Origin of the sequence: Roseomonas sp. USHLN139, from assembly GCF_037145735.1 — a bacterium.
Lineage (GTDB): Bacteria > Pseudomonadota > Alphaproteobacteria > Acetobacterales > Acetobacteraceae > Pseudoroseomonas.
The window spans coordinates 1-17,937 of sequence record NZ_JBBCWY010000002.1; the positions used below are offsets into that span (position 1 = coordinate 1).

At 71.4% G+C, this 17,937-nt stretch carries 15 protein-coding genes; 1 reads left to right on the forward strand and 14 read right to left on the reverse strand.

The features are described from left to right. Positions 1 to 133: 133 nt before the first annotated feature. Positions 134 to 667 carry a hypothetical protein gene (locus tag WFI16_RS07335; protein ID WP_419897160.1) on the forward strand — a complete coding sequence of 178 codons (534 nt, stop codon included), beginning with the start codon at positions 134 to 136 and terminating at the stop codon, positions 665 to 667. On the opposite strand, the gene WFI16_RS07340 is transcribed toward WFI16_RS07335, so the two are convergent. The 14 genes from WFI16_RS07340 to WFI16_RS07405 all read right to left on the reverse strand — a co-directional run bounded on the left by WFI16_RS07340 (position 664) and on the right by WFI16_RS07405 (position 17,438). Next, positions 664 to 1,392: a GGDEF domain-containing protein gene (locus WFI16_RS07340; RefSeq protein WP_419897161.1), complete on the reverse strand. Its 729-nt coding sequence runs from the start codon at positions 1,390 to 1,392 to the stop codon at positions 664 to 666. The two genes, WFI16_RS07335 and WFI16_RS07340, sit on opposite strands and share 4 nt — an antisense overlap. A gap of 145 nt (positions 1,393 to 1,537) precedes the next feature. Then, on the reverse strand, positions 1,538 to 2,533 hold the full coding sequence (locus WFI16_RS07345; protein WP_419897162.1) for a Bug family tripartite tricarboxylate transporter substrate binding protein: 996 nt from the start codon (positions 2,531 to 2,533) through the stop codon (positions 1,538 to 1,540). Positions 2,534 to 2,595: 62 nt separating this feature from the next. After that, positions 2,596 to 3,504, reverse strand: coding sequence for an NAD(P)-dependent oxidoreductase (locus WFI16_RS07350; protein WP_419897163.1), 909 nt, complete (start codon positions 3,502 to 3,504; stop codon positions 2,596 to 2,598). Beyond that, a complete protein-coding gene (locus WFI16_RS07355) occupies positions 3,501 to 3,911 on the reverse strand; it encodes a carboxymuconolactone decarboxylase family protein (protein WP_419897164.1) in 411 nt (136 codons plus the stop codon). Before WFI16_RS07355 ends, WFI16_RS07350 begins: the two co-directional genes overlap by 4 nt. A 59-nt stretch (positions 3,912 to 3,970) precedes the next feature. Continuing rightward, positions 3,971 to 5,215 (reverse strand): alpha/beta fold hydrolase, encoded by a 1,245-nt coding sequence (locus WFI16_RS07360; protein ID WP_419897165.1) that lies wholly within the window; start codon positions 5,213 to 5,215, stop codon positions 3,971 to 3,973. 62 nt (positions 5,216 to 5,277) lie between these two features. Beyond that, positions 5,278 to 6,015 (reverse strand): GntR family transcriptional regulator, encoded by a 738-nt coding sequence (locus WFI16_RS07365; protein WP_419897166.1) that lies wholly within the window; start codon positions 6,013 to 6,015, stop codon positions 5,278 to 5,280. A gap of 60 nt (positions 6,016 to 6,075) precedes the next feature. Beyond that, on the reverse strand, positions 6,076 to 6,801 hold the full coding sequence (locus WFI16_RS07370) for an ABC transporter ATP-binding protein (RefSeq protein WP_442970657.1): 726 nt from the start codon (positions 6,799 to 6,801) through the stop codon (positions 6,076 to 6,078). Beyond that, positions 6,791 to 7,516: an ABC transporter ATP-binding protein gene (locus WFI16_RS07375; protein ID WP_419897167.1), complete on the reverse strand. Its 726-nt coding sequence runs from the start codon at positions 7,514 to 7,516 to the stop codon at positions 6,791 to 6,793. Before WFI16_RS07375 ends, WFI16_RS07370 begins: the two co-directional genes overlap by 11 nt. Beyond that, positions 7,513 to 8,478 (reverse strand): branched-chain amino acid ABC transporter permease, encoded by a 966-nt coding sequence (locus tag WFI16_RS07380; RefSeq protein WP_419897168.1) that lies wholly within the window; start codon positions 8,476 to 8,478, stop codon positions 7,513 to 7,515. Before WFI16_RS07380 ends, WFI16_RS07375 begins: the two co-directional genes overlap by 4 nt. Next, positions 8,475 to 9,338, reverse strand: a complete 864-nt coding sequence (locus WFI16_RS07385; protein WP_419897169.1) for a branched-chain amino acid ABC transporter permease — start codon at positions 9,336 to 9,338, stop codon at positions 8,475 to 8,477. Before WFI16_RS07385 ends, WFI16_RS07380 begins: the two co-directional genes overlap by 4 nt. A gap of 10 nt (positions 9,339 to 9,348) precedes the next feature. Then, entirely contained in the window at positions 9,349 to 10,566 is a 1,218-nt protein-coding gene (locus WFI16_RS07390) for an ABC transporter substrate-binding protein (protein WP_419897170.1), read from the reverse strand. Between the two features lie 105 nt (positions 10,567 to 10,671). Continuing rightward, on the reverse strand, positions 10,672 to 11,271 hold the full coding sequence (locus WFI16_RS07395; protein WP_419897171.1) for a class I SAM-dependent methyltransferase: 600 nt from the start codon (positions 11,269 to 11,271) through the stop codon (positions 10,672 to 10,674). 112 nt (positions 11,272 to 11,383) lie between these two features. Then, positions 11,384 to 12,265, reverse strand: coding sequence for an FkbM family methyltransferase (locus WFI16_RS07400; protein ID WP_419897172.1), 882 nt, complete (start codon positions 12,263 to 12,265; stop codon positions 11,384 to 11,386). A gap of 79 nt (positions 12,266 to 12,344) precedes the next feature. Then, positions 12,345 to 17,438: a beta strand repeat-containing protein gene (locus WFI16_RS07405; protein WP_419897173.1), complete on the reverse strand. Its 5,094-nt coding sequence runs from the start codon at positions 17,436 to 17,438 to the stop codon at positions 12,345 to 12,347. Positions 17,439 to 17,937: the final 499 nt, after the last annotated feature.

Here is a 17,937-nt window from a genome sequence, read left to right on the forward strand (position 1 = left end):
ATGCGCTCTGGGATGCCATCCGTGACGCCCTCCCGCAGTTCTCACCGCAGGAGTGTGCCAGCTACTTCACCGCCGCAGGATATGAACCAGAATGATCGGATTATGCTCTAGGTTCCGTGGTGGAGGCGGCATCGTGCAGGCTGCCGACCTCGATCGCCTGCGGCGGGAAGCCGAGGCCGCCTGGATCGAGACCAGCCATGCCGAGGCCCGCCGCCTGCTGGCCGAGCAGGACGGGGCGGTCCGGGCGCGGGCCTATGCGGTACTGCTGAAGCAGCTCGCCGCCTCGGGCGATGCGCTGCTGCCCGAGGACGAGCACAGGATCCAGCAGAGCTTCGCCAGTGCCGCGCCACGCCCGCCCCAGGCGCCCTGGCCGGAGGGCGCCGGTGATGATCCAGGCCGCTGCGCCGCCCTGGCGCTGGAGGCCGCCCTCCAGTCACAGCGCCGGCTCGCGGCCTGGCTGTTCGATCTGGCAGGCGGCGTCGGCCTCAGCCTCGGCATCCCGGATGCGCGGCACCGGCTGGAAGCCGCCATGGCGGCCTTCGAGCTGGCCGATCCGCAACTGCGCGGCGTCGCCTCGCTGCGCAGGATCCATGCGCAGCTGCGGGCCACGCAAGCGGTCATGCAGGAATTGCTGCGCCTGCGGCAGGGGCCGGAGCGCGGGCCTTAGGCGGCGCTGCTGGCGCCGGGCGAGGCGTCGGGCGAGGGCGGCACGGGCAGCGGCGGCGCGCAGCAGATGCGGTTGCGCCCGCCCTGCTTGGCCTCATAGAGGGCGCGGTCGGCGGCGGCATAGAGCTCGTCGAAGCTCATCGCCTCGCGCAGCGCGGCGCCGGCCGAGATGGTCACGCTGGTCGCGCGGCCCTCGACCAGGATCGCCTGGCCGGCCAGCCGGGCGCGCGCCGCCTCCAGCCGGGCCACCAGGGCGGCGGCGTCCGGATGGGTGGAGATCAGGGCGAATTCCTCGCCGCCCAGCCGGCCGAGCAGGCCGAAGCCCGCCAGTTCCTCGGACAGGGCCTGCGACACGATGCGCAGCACATGGTCGCCGGCGCGGTGCCCCAGGCTGTCATTGATCCGCTTGAAGCGGTCGAGATCGATGATCACCAGCACCATGGCGGTGATCACCCCCTGCTCGGCCGCCTCCATCAGGGCGCGGCGATTGGCCAGGCCGGTGAGGGAATCGGTGCGGCTGAGCCGGGCCATCTCCTGCTTGCCCTCCCACAGCGCCAGGTGCGAGCGCGCCATGAAGCCGAGCAGCGGCACCGCCAAAGTCGGCACCACCAGCCCGGTCACCAGCCAGGAGCGCAGCGCCACCTCCCAGCTGACGAAGAAGAAGAGCTGGTTGGCGACGTCGATCGCCAGCGCGAAGACCATCGCCGCCAGCGTGACGACGAACACATAGCGCCGCAGTTCCCGGCGATTGCGGATCGCCGGGGCCCACAGGGTCCTGAAAAAGCCGAGGGGAGAAGGCCTGGCGCCGTTATCCGACATGGGCCGGATGCTTAGCCGATCGCCACCTCGCGTCAACGTGAGGCACGACCATTTATTCGACGCGGATGCCGGCTTCGCGGATGGTGACGCCCCAGCGCTCGACCTCGCCGGCGATCAGCTGGCGCAGCGGCTCGGGTCCCCGCCCCTCGCCTTCCGGCAGCACCGCGGCGAGCTCGCCCAGCCGCGTGCGCACCTCCGTGTCGTCGAGGGCCGCGTCCAGCGCGCGGACCAGGCGCGCCACCACCGGCGCCGGCGTGGCGGCCGGCGCCAGCAGCGCGTTCCACACCGCCATGTTGAAATGGCCGACGCCGGCCTCGGCGAAGGTGGGAACATCGGGCAGCTGCGGCAGGCGCTGCGGCGTGGCGACCGCCAGCGCCACCACCTGCTGGCCCTTGTGCGCCGGGATCATGGTCAGCGTCTGGTCGATCAGCGCGTCGATCACACCGGCCGTCAGGTCGGTCATCGCCGGGCCGACGCCGCGATAGCCGACCGCGGTGGCCTGGGTGCCAGTGATCTGCAGGAACAGCGCCGCCGCCAGATGGCTGGTCGAGCCGGCCCCGGCATTGCCGAAGGTCGCCTCCCCCTTCAGGCTGCGCAGCCGGCCGAGCAGCGCGTCGAGCGTCCTGACGCCGCTGCGGTTGGAGGCGGCGATGACCATCGGGTTGCTGGCGCCCAGCCCGATCGGCGCCAGGTCGCTGCGCGGGTCGTAGCCGAGATTCGGATAGAGCGCGACATTGGCCGCCAGCGGCCCGGTATTGCCGAAGACCAGGGTGTAGCCATCGGCCGCCGCGCGCACCACGCGCTGGGTGCCGATGCTGCCGCCCGCGCCGCCCTGGTTCTCGACCACCACGGTCTGGCCCAGCGCCTTGCCCATGCCGCGCGCCAGGATCCGCCCCAGCACGTCGGTCGAACCGCCGGGCGCGTAGGGGACCACCATGGTGATGGTGCGGCTGGGGAAGTCCTGGGCGGCCGCAGGGGCAGCCGCGGGGAGGATCGCCCCCGCCAGGCCAAGCGCCGCCAGCCCCGCCTTCAGCAGGTTCTTTTTCACTGTCCGTTTCCTTGAGCTCTTGCGCGGTGGCGGCCGGGGAGGCTGCCCCCGGCCGGTCGCGGTCAATCGGGGCGGTTGCCGCCGCCCAGCGCGCCGCCCGCCAGCTTCTCGCTGAGCTGGGCGACCGCGGTATGGTCCTGCCCCGGGCCGAGCAGCCCGCCGGCGCTGCTCCACAGCTCGCGGCAGAGCGCGGCGAAGGGCGTGGGCACCGCGCCATCCCGCCCGACCTCGAGCGCGATGGACAGGTCCTTCACCATCAGGTCCAGGCCGAAGCCGGAATCGAAGCGGCGCGACAGCACGAACTGCTTGAACTTCTTCTGCGTGCTGTTGTTCATCCCCGTCGAGGCGTTCAGCACATCGACCATCAGCGCCGGGTCGAGCCCGAACTTCTGGCCGATCAGCAGCGCCTCGATGCCGATCAGGAAGCCGCCGGCGCTGACCAGGTTGTTCAGCGCCTTCATCGCCTGGCCGGCGCCGGTGCCGCCGCAGCGATGCACGGTGGTGCCCACCGCCTTCAGCACCGGATCGACGCGGTCCAGCACCGCTTCCTCGCCGCCGGCCATGATGGCGAGCTCGCCGCTCTTCGCCCGCGGCACGCCGCCGGAGACCGGGCAGTCGACAACATCGACGCCCTGCGCCGCCAGCTGCCCGGCGATGCGCCGCGTCTCGCCCGGCACGCCGGACGACATTTCGACGAGGACGGCACCCTTCTTCAGGACCGGCGCGATTTCCTCGACGACCGAGGCGACATGCTTGCTGGTCGGCAGGATGGTGACGATGGCATCGGCGTCGCGGGCGGCCTCGGCGGCGGTCTCCGCCGGGCGCCCGCCGACCTCGGCCGCGAACTTCCGGGCGTGGCCGGGACGGGCATCGACGACGGCGACCTCGAAGCCGGCCTTCAGCAGATTGGCCGCCATCGGCCAGCCCATATTGCCGATGCCGATGAAGCCGATGCGGCGGATGGCGCTCATTCGGCGGGCTTCGCCGGCGCGGCGGGGATGGCGCCCTCGGCCTTCAGCACCTCATGCGCCGCCTTGAAGGCGTCGAGCCCGGCCGGGATGCCGCAATAGACGGTGGCGTGCAGCAGCACTTCCTTGATCTCTTCCACCGTCACGCCATTGGCCAGCGCGCCCTTGGTGTGCAGCTTGATCTCCGGCGTGCGACCGAGCGCGGTCAGCATCGCCAGGTTCAGCAGCGAGCGCGTCTTGCGGTCCAGCCCCTCGCGGGTCCAGGCATAGCCCCAGCACCATTCGGTGGTGATGCGCTGGAAGGCCATCATGAAGTCGTCGGCCTTGGCGATGCCGCCATCGACATACTCGGCGCCGAGCACCGCGCGCCGCACCTCGAGGCCCTTCTCGAACATCTCGCTTTCCGCCATGGCGTCCTCCTGTTGCTTGGAAGCGGCAGGATGCGGCCGCGCGGATTGTCGGTCAATCCTCAATCGGCAGATTGTCTGACAGTCGTGACCGCTTCCAGGGCCGGGCGGAAATAGCGGAGGAAATGATCGGGATCCTCGGTCATCGGGAAGTGGCCGAGCCCCGGCATGCGGCGGAACACCGCGCCCGGGATCAGCCGCGCCAGCTCCTCCCCCTGCTCCGGCGGCGCCGAGTAGTCGTATTCGCCGGTCAGCAGCTGCAGCGGCACGCGCGCCGTGTCGATGCGCGGCCCGATCAAGCTGCCATCGAATTCGTCGCTGTAGAAGGAAAGATCGCCGGCATAGATGCCGGGGCCGCCCTGGGCATAGATCCAGCCGGCGCGGCGACGCTGCGCCTCGGGGCTGGAGGGGCTCATCAGCCCGCGCACATAGGCCGCGTTGTGCAGCCCCGTCGCCACCGCCGCATGCGCCAGGAAGGGGTTCCGCCGCCCCGGCGCGCGCAAGGGCGGCTCCAGCGCGATGGCGCCGCGCAGCAGCTCGGGGATCTCGGCCGCCGCGACCAGGGTGATGGCGGCGCCCATCGAGCAGCCGACCAGCACCGCGGGTTCCCGCACGATGTCACGCAGGAAGGCGCGCACCCAGTCGAGATAGCGCGCCTGGGTCAGGCGATAGGCGCCGCCATCCCAGCCCAGCGGCGGCGAGGAGCGGCCATGGAAGGGCGCGTCGAAGGCGATCAGCCGATGCCGCGCGGTCAGCGCCGGATCGGCCAGCAGCGCCTGGTACTGCCGCGCATCGGCGCCGGCGGTGTGCAGCAGCACGACGGGGATGCCCTGCCCGGCTTCCTCGACGAAGATGTCGAAAGGCCCTTCCTCGCTGCGCAGGGTCCGGTAGCGGCCGGTGATGCCGGACAGGTCGCGCGGGGCCGGGGCCACGGCCGGCAGTGCCGGGCGCAGCAATTCGAGCAGCCGTTCGAGAAAGGCCCGCGCCTGGGCGATGCGCAGCGGGTCGCCGGCCAGCCGGGCTTCCGGGTTCTTCAGCTGCAAGGCGGTGAAGGACTGGCTGCCCGGCGGCGGCAAGGCCGCGAAGACGCCGAGCCAGGTGGCGGCGGGCGCCTCCAGGGCGATCTCCGCCTCGCCGCGCATCGGCTGCGCCTGCGGCAGGCCGGCGTCCAGGACGATGTCCAGCCCCTCGGCACCGCTCATCAACCGCACCCGCAGGGTCAGGCCGGTGCCCGACGCCAGCAGCTCCGGATCGGCCAGGGCCGAAGCCAGCCGCGCGGGGTCCAGCCCCGGAAGCGATGCCTGCATCCGCCATTCCTCTCCCTTGTCTCGGGGCGGAATATTGACGGACAATCCGTCGGCGGCGCAAGTCAGGCCTCGCGGCCATAGGGGGTGCCGTCGCGCTCCTCCCGCTCGCGCAGGATGCGCACGGCCACGGCGGCGGCGCGCTTGACGTGATGGCGGCAGGCCTCCCAGGCGCCTTCCGGGTCGCGATGCTCGATCGCCTGCACCACGCGGCGGATTTCCGCCACCGTGTGCGGCAGCCGCCCCGGCTCGGAGAGCGAGGTGGCGCGCAGCTGGCTGTTGCGGTTCAGCATCTGGTCCAGCATGCGGGCCACCATCGGATTGCGGCAGCCGCGCAGCAGCACGGCGTAGAAATCCCGCTTGATGGCCAGCAGCTCGGTGCGGTCGCTGGCCTCGCCGGCGGCGGCCAGGCGCTCATAGACGGCGCGCAGCTCGGCCCGCTCGGCATCGGTGGCGCGGATGGCGAAGCCCTCGCCGGCCAGCGCCTCCAGCACGCCGCGCACCTCGTAGATCTGCGCGGCCTCCGTCGAGGACAGCCAGGCGACGAAGGGACCACGATTGGGCAGGACGACGATCAGCGATTCGGCTTCCAGCAGCCGCACCGCCTCGCGCACCACGCTGCGGCTGGCGCCGAACAGCTCGCAGAGCAGCCGGTCGGGCAGGTGCTGGCCGGGGGCGAAGCGGCCGGCGATGATCGCGGCGCGCAGCCCTTCCTCCACCTGGCGCCGCATCGGCTGCGGCGTCACGCGGAGGCCCTGATCCCCCTTCTCCTGCTCGAGCTTGTCCGGTGCCACGCTGTCCATGCCGGTCCTTCATCCATCCTGTCCGACTGACATATAGCAGCCGGCGGCCCGATCGCGAGGCTAGAGGCCCAGATAGGCCTCGCGCACCCGCGGGTCCTGGGCGAGCGACCGCGCCGGCCCTTCCAGCACCACCCGCCCGGCCTCCAGCACATAGCCGCGCCCGGCGACCGAAAGGGCGAGCGCCGTGTTCTGCTCGACCAGCAGCACCGAGGTGCCGCGCGCATGGATATCGACCAGGGCGCGGTGCAGTTCCTCGACGATGATCGGCGCCAGGCCGTGGCTGGGCTCGTCCAGAATCAGCAGGCGCGGCTCCAGCATCATGGCGCGGCCGATGGCGACCATCTGCTGCTCGCCGCCCGAGAGCGTGCCGGCGCGCTGGCGGCGGCGCTCGGCCAGGCGCGGGAAGAGGGCATAGACCGCCTCCAGCCGCCCGGTCAGCCCGGGCCGCTGGCGGATGGCGAAGGCGCCGAGGCAGAGGTTCTCCTCCACCGTCATGGCCGGAAAGACGTGGCGCCCCTCCGGCACATGGGCGATGCCGAGGCCCGGGATGGCATGGGCGGGCTGGCCCATCAGCTCCTGCCCGTGGAAGCGGATGCTGCCGCGGGCGCGCGGCACCAGGCGCGAGATGCAGCGCAGCAGCGTGCTCTTCCCCGCCGTGTTGGCGCCGATGATGCAGAGGAACTCCTGCGGGTGCATGGTCAGGGAGATGTCCTGCAGCACCTCGCCGGCATCGTAGCGGGCGGACAGGCCGGAAATCTCCAGCAGGGGCACGGCGTCAGACGGCATGGGCGCGTCCCAGATAGGCGGCGACCACCTCGGGGTGGCGGGCGATCTCGGCCGGGCTGCCCTCGGCCAGCTTGCGGCCGAAGCTGATGGCGATGATGCGGTCGCAGAGCGCCAGCATGGCCTTCATATGGTGCTCGATGACGATGACGGTCAGCCCGCCGTCGCGCAGGCGGCGGATCAGCGCCATCAGCGCCTCCATCTCGGCATGGTTCAGCGCCGCCATCACCTCGTCCAGCAGCAGGATTTTTGGCTGTGTGGCAAGCGCCCGGGCCACTTCCACACGGGCGCGCTCGGGGAAGGACAGTTCCCCTGCCTGCTTCTCCGCAATGCCGGCGAGACCGACCTGCTCCAGGCAATGCAGGGCGAAGGCGCGGGCCTCGGCGACGCCATGCCGCAGCAGCCCGCCGATCAGCACATTGTCCAGCACCGAGCTCTCGGCGAAGAGCGCCACGTTCTGGAAGGTTTTTGTCAGTCCCAGCCCGGCGATGCGGTGCGGCTTCAGCCCGACCAGCGACACGCCGTCGAGCCTGATCGACCCGGCATCCGGGCGGTGCAGCCCGGCCAGATTGTTGAACAGCGTCGTCTTGCCGGCGCCGTTCGGCCCGATGACGCCGAGGATCTCTGTTCGTGCCACGTCGAAAGAAATGTCATTCAGGGCCTGGAGGCCGCCGAAACGCTTGGACAGGCCACTGACCGACAGGATCGGGCCGCTCATGCCGAGGCCCTCCGCGGGCGGCGCTGCCAGAAGTGGCGCAGCGCCATCAGGCCGCGCGGCTCGACCAGCACCATGGCGATCAGCACGGCGCCATAGACCAGCTGCGACAGCCCGGCGGCACGGTCGGACAGGGCCGCGTTGGCAAATTCCTCCAGCGGGATGACGATCAGCGCGCCGAGGATCGGCCCCGCCGCCGTGCCGATGCCGCCGATAATGGCCATCAGCGCGATTCGCACCGAGATGCTGGCGACCCCGAAGACCGTGTCAGGGTCGAAGAAGAAGTTGAACTGGGCATAGAGCACGCCGAGCGCCGCGGTCAGCGCGCCGGAGATCATGGCGGCCTGCAGCTTGACCCGCGCGGTGTCGACGCCGATGGCCTCGGCGGCGGCGATGTTCTCCCGCACGGCGCGCAGCCGGTAGCCCAGGGCGCCGCGGCGGATCACCTCGAAGATGGCGGTGACGACGACCAGCGCGCCGAGCATCAGCCAGTAGATCGGCCGGCCGCCCTCGAAGCGCATCATCCAGACGCCCTCGGCGCCGAAGGGGACGGAAATGCCGGCGGGGCCGCCGGTCAGCGGCGCGGCGGTGTTGGCGATGACGCGCATCACCTCGCCGCAGGCCAGCGTGGCGAGCGCGAAGTAATGGCCGCGCAGCCGCATGGTGGGCAGGCTGATCAGCGCCGCCGCCAGCCCGCCGAGGACCAGCGCGACGCCCAGGCCCAGCCAGGGCGACAGGCCGAAGCGGATCTGCAGGATGGTGGCGGCATAGGCGCCGATGCCGAAGAAGGCGGCATGGCCCAGCGACATCTGGTTCGCCAGCCCGCCGACGATGTTCCAGGCCTGGCCGAGCGCGGCAAACAGCAGCGCCAGGGTCAGCACATGGATGGCATAGCCTTCCGCCTCCAGCCCGAGCGGCAGCAGGCCGGCGGCCAGCAGCGCCAGGGCGACCAGGGCGCGGCTCATCGGCTGCCCCCCATCAGCCCCTCCGGCCGCAGCGCCAGCACGGCGATGAACAGCAGGAAGAGCACCAGGTTCTGCAGCTGGATCGGGAAGACCAGGGTGGAGACCGACTGGATGACGCCGACCGCGACGCCGCCCACCACCGCGCCGGCGATGCTGCCGAGGCCGCCCAGCACGACGACGGTGAACATCAGCACCGAGAACTGGCTGCCCACGGTCGGATAGACGGTCAGGTAGGGAAGGATGGCGGCGCCGCCGAAGGCCGAGAGGCCGACACCCAGCCCGAAGGCCAGGCGGTGCATGCGGGCGGCGTCGATCCCCATCAGCCGGGCCGCCATCGGATCCTGGGCGGTGGCCCGCATGGCGCGGCCGAACCAGCTGCGGTCGAGGAACCACCAGAGCAGCCCGCCGCAGGCCACCGACAGCAGGAAGGCCGCCAGGTAAGGGACATTGATGAAAAGCGCGCCGAGCCGCAGCGAGGCGGTCTGGTAGGGCGTCGCCACCGAGCGGAACTCGGAGCCGAAGAGCAGCAGCGCCGCATTCTCCAGCACGATGATCAGGCCGACCGTCAGGAAGATCTGGGCGACCGGGGGCGCCGAGAGCACGCGGCGGAACAGCGTCGCCTGCAGCGCCCAGCCCAGCGCGAAGATGACGGCGAAGGCCAGGAAGGACCCCAGCAGCGGGTCGATGCCGAGGAAGCGCCAGGCGAACCAGGCGGTGAACATGCCCAGCATCAGGAACTGCGCCTGGGCGAAATTGACGATCCCCATGACCCCGAAGACCAGGGTCAGCCCCATGGAGATGACGGCATAGACCCCGCCGATCATCACCCCGTCCAGCACGGCCTGCGCCAGGCTCAGCATCCGATCGGCCTCAGCGTTTCCAGACGGCCGGGGCGCGCGCCAGGTGGCCGGGCGCCACGGTGACCAGCTGGTCGCCACGCCATTGCACCATCACCGGCTCGGAGAGGGTGTTGAGGCCGCTGGCGTCGAACTGCACGGCGCCGCCGGTCATCGCCCTGGCGAGACCCGTCTCGAAGCGGTGGCCGCGCAGCGCGTCGCGCAAGGCCTCGCGGTCGGCCTTGCCGGTCTTCTCCAGGGCCTCGGCGACCACCGACAGGCAGACGCCGTTCTCCAGCGCCTCATGCACCATGAAATAGCCGAAGCGCTGGCGGAAGGGTTCGGTCAGCTCGGGCGCCAGGTCGTAATTGGCGGGGGAGATGGAGAGGACGCCCTCGGCGGCGGCGCCGAGGCCACGGGCGAAGTCGGGGATGACATAGCCGGCCGCACCGCCGATGGTCGGGATGTCGAGCTGCTGCGCCCGCATGGCGCGGATGATCTGCAGGCTGTCATTCAGGTAGGAGACCGGGAAGACCGCCTGGGCATTGGCGCCGCGCAGCTTGTTGATCAGCGGCGTGACGTCGGTGATGCCCAGCGGATAGGCCTCGTCCATCACCACCTCGACGCCGGCGGCCTTGGCGGCGGCGCGCAGCCCGCCGGATTGCGAGGTGCCGTAGGCGGTGTCCTCGTACATGATGGCGATGCGTTCCAGCTTCTGGCCGGAGGCCTGGGCCAGCTGCATGGTCAGGTCGAGCTGCGCCTTGCCCAGCACCGAGGCCTTGGCGACCACCTGGAAGATGTTCTTGAAGCCGCGGCCGGTGATCTCGTCCGAGAAGGACATGGTCAGCAGCGGCAGGTTGCGCCGCTCGGTGATCTCGGACATGGCGATGGTCAGCGAGGAGGCGAAGGCGCCGATCATCGCCAGCACCCGGTTCTGGGTGATCAGCCGCTGCGCGACCGAGGCCGCGTTGGTCGGCGAGGAGGTGGCGTCGGCCACCACCAGCTCGATCTTGGCACCGCCCAGCGCCTTGATGCCGCCGGCGGCGTTGATCTGGTCGGCGACGAACTGCACGCCATTGCGGGCATTGATGCCGAACTGGGCGTTGGCGCCGGACAGCGGCATGACCACGCCGATGCTGACCGCCTCGGCGGCGCGGGCGGATCGTATGACAAAGGGCGCCGCCACCAGGCCAGCCGTCCCCGCCAGCAGCCGCCGGCGCGAGGCGCGGGCGGCAGCATGCACCTGCTGCATTGGATGATTCCTCCAGTCTTGTTGGAATCATCCAAGGCCGGCAGGCCGCCGCTCGTCAATCCGCTATCAGATTGTCGGACTATTTTTCCGGGAGCGGCCCCGCGGTCAGGGCGCCGCCATATAGGCCGTCGCCCAGAGCGCGAAATTGCCGTCCCGCACCACGCGGACCACCGGGAAGCCGGCGGCGCGCAGCCCGGCCTCCAGGGTGCGGGCGGTGAAGCCGGTGTTGTGCGCCATGTAGTGGTTGCCCTGGGCCAGCGCGCTGTTCAGCCCGTAGAGCATGTCGAGCGGGGTGATCGGCCCGGCCGGCGAGACATAGGCGGCATCGCCCAGCTTGTCCTCGGCCACCAGCGCCGCGACCTGCTGCAGGTCGGGCATGGTCATCAGCGCGAAGCCGCCGGGCTTGAGGACACGGCGGAACTCGGCGAAGGCGACCGGCACCTCATGCGGGTAGAGGTGCTCGAGATTGTGCGAGGACCAGACCGCATCGGCCGAGGCCGAGGCCACCGCCGCCATGTCGGTGATCGAGGCGATGATGTCGGGCGCGACCGAGGGGTCGATGTCGAGGCGGACCTCCTGCCACTCGCCGGCCGGGAAGAAGGCGGGCGGCAGCTTGTGCGGGCTGGCCGGACCGCAGCCGACATGCAGCACGGTGCGGCGCGGGGCGGGGGCCGAGGGGACGGCAGGGGTCTCGGCTTCGGTCATGATCCGGCTTCCGGAGAGAGGAGAGAAGGCTGCAGGGTGGAGCCAGCGGGCGGGCAGCGTCCAGCCCCCCCTGCCCTGATGGCCCCTGCCAGGCGATCGGTCCCGGGCGGCTTCAGGCCGTCTGGGACGCCGTCTGGGGGACCGCCCGCGGCACCGCCTGCAGCGCGGTGAAATAGGTCGCGGCCAGGCTGCCGGCATGGCGGCGGTCATGCTCGCCCAGCAGGTGCAGCACGACGTCGTAGGACTGGTAGCAGTCGTGCAGGATGGCGGCCATCGCCAGCAGCTGGTGGTCGGTGAGCGCCGCCGGCCTGGTAAAATCCCGAAGAAAAAGCCCGTCCGCCCAGACCAGCTGGGAGAGCCCGGCATAGATGTTCTGGTCCACCAGCATCGGCCGGATCGTCCGGCTGACCACCGGGAAGAAGCGGTGGAAAACAAAACCCTGGCCGCGGAGGAAGCGCTCGACGTCGCCAAACAGCGGCTGGTCCTGGTAGAGCGGCAGGAACTCGACCTCGGCCTGGATCACCGAGGCACGGGCCAGGCGCTGCACGGCATGCTGCAGCACCATCAGCTCGGCGCCCTGGATGTCGAGCTTGAGCAGGTCGGCGCCCTCGGTCTCGGGCACGTCGTCCAGGCGGACGGTGTCGATCTCCTCCCGCCCCAGCACCGTGCCCCAGTCGGGGAAGCCGTGGAACAGGCCGAGGATCGCCGGGTCCGGCTCCAGCAGCGAGGTCATGCCCGGCGCCTGGCAGATCTTCAGCGTGTGCCGCCGGCCATCGCCCACCGCATGCGGGAAATAGCGCTCGAGCGGCGAGCGGCGCTGCTCCAGCACCGCCAGCGCGTCCGGATTGGGCTCGAAGCCCACCACCTCGGCCGCGCCGCGCTTCAGCATCCCGGCATAGGGCGGGTCGCTGTCGATCGGATTGGCGCCGATATCGACGACCTTGACCCGGAGGTCGAGGCCCGAGAGCGCGTTGAAGCTGGCGGTGTCGCTCATCCCTGGCCCTTCCCTGGCAGCCCGGCGGACAGAACCATCGCCCGCCGCCGCGGGTTGCGGCGGCGGGCGGCGAGAACCCTCAGAGGAAGAGGGCGCTCACCTGGTTGTTGTCCATCGCACCGATCTGCGTCGAGGTGAAGGCCGCCACCTGGGTGTCGGTCAGCGCCACGATGTCGGTGCTTTCCAGCCCGCCGATCTGGGTGGTGGTCAGCGCCGCCAGCTGGCCGGTGGTGAAGCCGGCCATCTGGGTGGTGGTCAGCGAGGTCACCGCCGTGCTGGTCAGCGCCACCACCTGGGTGGTGGAGAGGCTGCCGATCAGCTCGGTGCCGAGGCCGCTGACCTGGGTGGTGGTCAGTGCCGCCAGCCCGGTGGTGGTCAGCCCGACCACCTGGCCGGTGGTCAGCGCGTTCAGCTGCGTCGCCGTCAGCCCGCCGATCTGGGTGGTGCTGAGCACGGCGATGTCGCTGGTCTCCAGCCCGCGGATCTGGCCGGTGGCCAGGCCGCGCAGCTGGGTGGTGGTCAGCGCGCTCACCTGGGTGGTGGTCAGCGCCGCCACCTGGCCGGTGGTCAGGCCCTTCAGCTGGGCGGTGGTCAGCACCGCGACGTCGGTGCTCTCCATCGCCTGCAGCTGGGTGTTGCTCAGCCCGCCCAGCTGGGTCGAGGTCAGCCCGGCCATCTGCGTCGTGGTCAGCGCCGCCAGGTCGGTGGTCTCGAGGCCGCGCAGCTGCGCGGTGCTCAGGGCGCCGATCTGCGTGGTGGTCAGCGCCCCGACCTGGGTGGTGGTCAGCGCCGCCACCTGGGTCGAGGTGAAGCCCTTCACCTGGGCGGAGTTCAGCGAGGCCACCTGGGTCGTGGTCAGCGCCCCCAGCTGGGTGGTGTTCAGCGCCGCCACCTGGCCGGTGGTCAGGCCGCGCAGCTGGGTGGTGGTCAGCACCGCCAGGTCGGTCGATTCCAGCGCCACCACCTGGGTGGTGGTCAGGGCGCTGACCTGGTCGGAGCCGAGGCCCGCCATTTGCGTCGTGGTCAGCGCCGCGAGGTCGGTGGTGTCGATCGCCTTGATCTGGGCGGCGGTCAGGCTGCCCAGCTGGGTGGTGGTCAGCGCCACCACCTGGGTCGAGGTCAGCGCCGTCACCTGGGTGGCGGTCAGGCCGCGCAGCTGCGCCGTGGTCAGCGCCGCGAGGTCGGTGGTCTCGATCGCCACCAGCTGGGCGGTGGTCAGCGCCGCCAGCTGGGCCGAGCCCAGGCCGACGATCTGGCTGGTGGCCAGCGCGGCGAGGTCGGTGGTCTCGAAGCCCTTCACCTGCGCCGTGGTCAGGGCGCCGATCTGGGTCGAGGACAGGCCGGGCAGCTGCGTCGTGGTCAGCGCCGCCACCTGGGTGGTGGTCAGGCCCTGCAGCTGGGTGGTGGTCAGCGCCCCGAGCTGGGTGGTGGTCACCGCCTCCATCTGCGTGGTGGTCAGCGCGCCGAGCTGCGCCGAGCCCAGCCCGCGCACCTGGGTGGTGCTCAGCACCGCCAGGTCGGTGGTCTCGAAGCCGCGCAGCTGCGCCGTGGTCAGCGCCGCCAGCTGGCCGGTCGAGAGCGCGGCCACCTGGGTGGTGGTCAGCGCGCCCACCTGCGTCGTGGTCAGGCCCTGGACCTGCGCCGTGGTCAGCGCCGCCACCTGGGTGGTGGCCAGCGCGCCGAGCTGCGTCGTGGTCAGGGCGCCGAGCTGGCTGGAGGTCAGGCCGCGCACCTGGGTGGTGGTCAGCACCGCGACATCGGTCGATTCCAGCGCCGCCACCTGGGCATTGCTGAGCGCCGCCAGCTGGCCGGTGGTCAGGCCGAGGATCTGCGTCGTGGTCAGCGCCACCAGGTCGGTGGTCTCGAAGCCGCGCAGCTGGCTGGTCGAGAGCGAGGCGAGCTGGCTGGTGGCCAGCGCGCCCACCTGGGTGGTCGAGAGCGCGGCGACCTGGGTGGTGGTCAGGCCGGCGAGCTGCGTCGTGGTCAGCGCCGCCACCTGGGTGGTGGTGATGGCGTCGAGCTGGGTGGTGGTCAGCGCGCCGATCTGGCTGGCCAGCAGGCCGCGGATCTGCGTGGTGTTCAGCACCGCGAGGTCGCTGGTCTCGAAGCCGCGCAGCTGCGTCGTCGACAGCGCGCCGAGCTGCGGCGCGGTGAGGCCCGCCATCTGCGTCGTCGTCAGCGCCGCGATGTCGGTGGTGCTGAAGCCCTTCACCTGGGCGGTGGACAGCGCGGCCAGCTGCGTCGTGGTGACGGCGCCCAGCTGCGTCGTGGTCATCGCCGCCACCTGGGCGGTGGTCAGGCCCTTCAGCTGCGCCGTGGTCAGCACCGCGACATCGGTCGATTCGAGGCCGACGAACTGCGTCGTGGTCAGCGCCGCCAGCTGCGCCGAGCCGAGGCCGACGATCTGCGAGGTGGCCAGCGCGGCGAGGTCGGTGGTCTCGAAGCCCAGCACCTGCGCCGTGGTCAGGGCGCCGAGCTGGGTGGTGGTCAGCGCGCCGACCTGCGTGGTGGTCAGCGCCGCGACCTGCGCCGTGGTCAGGCCCTTCACCTGGGTGGCGTTCAGCCCGGCCACCTGGGTGGTGGTCAGCAGCGCCGACTGGGTGGTGGTCAGCGCGCCGAGCTGGTCGGAGGTCAGGCCGCGCAGCTGGGTGGTGGAGAGCGTCACCAGGTCGGTGGTCTCCATCGCCCGCAGCTGGGTGGTGGAGAGGGCGCCGATCTGGGCCGAGCCGAGCCCGCCGACCTGGGTGGTGGAGAGCGCCACCACCTGGGTGGTGGTGAGCCCCGCCAGCTGCGCCGAGGTCAGCCCGGCCACCTGCGTCGAGGTCAGCGCGCCGAGCTGCGTCGTGGTGACGGCGGCGACCTGGGTCGAGGTCAGGCCGCGCAGCTGCGCCGTGCCGAGCACCGCGAGATCGGTGGATTCGAGGGCGACGAGCTGCGTCGTGCTCAGCGAGGCCAGCTGGGTCGAGGTCAGCCCGGCCATCTGGGTGGTGGTCAGGGCGACCACGTCGGTGGTGTCGAAGCCGCGCAGCTGGGCGGTCGACAGGCCGGCGACCTGGCTGGTGGCCAGCGCCGTCACCTGGGTGGTGGTCAGGGCGGCGACCTGGGTGCTGCTGAAGCCGGCGAGCTGCGTCGTGCTCAGGCCGCCGATCTGCGTCGTGGTCAGCGCCGCCACCTGGGTGGTGGTCAGCCCGGCCAGCTGGCTGGAGGCCAGGCCGCGGATCTGGCTGGTGGCCAGCACCGCGAGGTCGGTGGTCTCGAGGGCGCGCAGCTGGGTCGAGCTCAGCGCGCCGAGCTGGCCGGAGGTCAGGCCCGCCATCTGCGTCGTGGTCAGCGCCACCAGGTCGGTGGTCTCGAAGCCCTTCACCTGGGCAGTGGTCAGGCCCGCCAGCTGCGTCGTGGTCAGCGCCGCCACCTGGGTGGTGGAGAGGCCGGCGACCTGGCCCGAGGTCAGGCCGCGCAGCTGCGTCGTGGTCAGCACCGCGAGATCGGTGGATTCCAGGCCGGCGAGCTGCGTCGTGGTCAGCCCGGCGAGCTGCGCCGAGGTCAGGCCCGCCATCTGCGTCGTCGTCAGCGCGGCGAGGTCGGTGGTCTCGAGGCCGCGCAGCTGCGCCGTGGTCAGGGCGCCCAGCTGGCTGGTCAGCAGCGCCGTCACCTGGGTGGTGTCGAGCGCACCGACCTGGGTCGAGGTCAGCCCGGCGACCTGGGTATTGGTCAGCGCCCGCACCTGGGTGGTGGTCACCGCCGCCAGCTGCGTCGTGCTCAGCGCGCCGAGCTGCGCCACGGTCAGGCCGCGCAGCTGCGTGGTGCTGAGCGCCGCGATGTCGCTGGTCTCCAGTGCCCGCACCTGGGCGGTGGTCAGGATGCCGAGCTGCGAGGAGGAGAGCCCGCCGATCTGCGTGGTGTCGAGCGCCACCAGCTGCGTCGTGGTCAGCCCGACCAGCTGCTGGGTGGACAGGCCGCCGATCTGCGTCGTGCTCAGCGCGCCGAGCTGCGTCGTGGTCAGCGCCGCCACCTGGCTGGAGGCCAGGCCGCGCAGCTGGGTGGTGCGCAGCGCGCCGACATCGGTCGATTCGAGGGCAGCCACCTGCGTCGTGGTCAGCGCCGCCAGCTGGCCGGAGGTCAGGCCGATCACCTGCGTCGTGGTCAGCGCGGCGAGGTCGGTGGTCTCGAAGCCGCGCACCTGGCTGGTGGTCAGCGCCGCCAGCTGCGTCGTGGTCAGGCTGGTGATCTGGGTGGTGTCGAGGGCCGCCACCTGCGTCGTGGTCAGGCCGACCACCTGGCTGGTGGCCAGGCTCGCCACCTGGGTGGTGGTCAGCGCGCCAAGCTGGGTCGTGGTCAGCGCCGCCAGCTGGCTCGACGACAGGCCGCGCAGCTGCGCCGTGCCGAGGACGGCGAGGTCGGTGCTCTCGATGCCGCGCAGCTGGGTGGTGGTCAGCGCCGCCAGCTGGGCCGAGCCGAGGCCGGCCATCTGCGTGGTGTTCAGCGCGGCGAGGTCGGTGGTCTCGAGCCCCTTGACCTGCATGGCGGCCAGCGAGGCGAGCTGCGTCGTGGTCAGCGCGGCCACCTGGGTGGTGGTCAGCGCGGCCAGCTGGCTGCTGGTCAGGCCCTTGATCTGGGTCGAGGTCAGCACGCCGACATCGGTCGATTCAAGGGAGGCGAACTGCGTCGTGGTCAGCGCGCCGAGCTGCGCCGAGCTCAGCCCCAGCACCTGCGTCGTGGTCAGCGCGGCGAGATCGGTGGTCTCGAAGCCGCGCACCTGGCTGGTGCTGAGCGCATTGATCTGGGTCGTCGTCAGGCTGGTGATCTGGGTGGTGTCCAGCGCGCCGATCTGCGTGCTGGTCAGCCCCTTCACCTGGGTCGCCGACAGGGTGCGCACCTGCGTCGTGGTCAGCGCGCCGACCTGGGTGGTGGTCAGCGCGGCGAGCTGCGTCGAGGCCAGGCCGCGCAGCTGCGAGGTGCTGAGCACCGCGACATCGGTCGATTCGAGCGCCGCCACCTGGCTGGTCTGCAGCGCCGCCAGCTGCGTCGTCGACAGCACGCCGATCTGCGTGGTGGTCAGCGCCGCCAGCTGCGTCGCCGCCAGGCTGCGGATGTCGCTGGTCTTCAGCGCCGCGACCGCGGTGGTGGAGAGACCCTGGATCTGGGTGGTGGTGAGGGAGCCGATGACAGCCATGGTCTCTGACCTTCGCGCCGAGTTTTTCTTGGGGGGGTGGGGTTAGGCGGCAGCAGGACCGCCCGCGGGGGCGCGGGCGGCGTGACGGCCATGGTCAGAGGTGCCGGGACCGGCAGTCTCGAAGGCCAGGCGGGCGGGGGAATCGCGGTGGCACGCCACGAGGGGCGTCAGCGAAGCCGGCATCGGCGGATGCCAAGCGGCCTGCGAAAGGCCGTGCTGCAACGGGGCCACGAGTTTCTCCACATGCCCGCCCAGATTTTTCGGGACTGATCCGGCCGGATTCTTCAGCCGCTTTTGGAATGGACCCCCTCGCCTGCGGCGCCGGACGTCAGGGGCGGCACGGGACCTTTTGACCCGGGCGACCTTCCCGGGCGCACCATCGGGTCAGAACGTTAACGGCAAGTGAACGTCTGGCCGGTATGTTCACGAGTGCGGAACGGTCAGGCTTCACCGCTGTTTTCGGCGGATTTTCCCGCGCCCGCCGTCGCGGCGCGGCCGG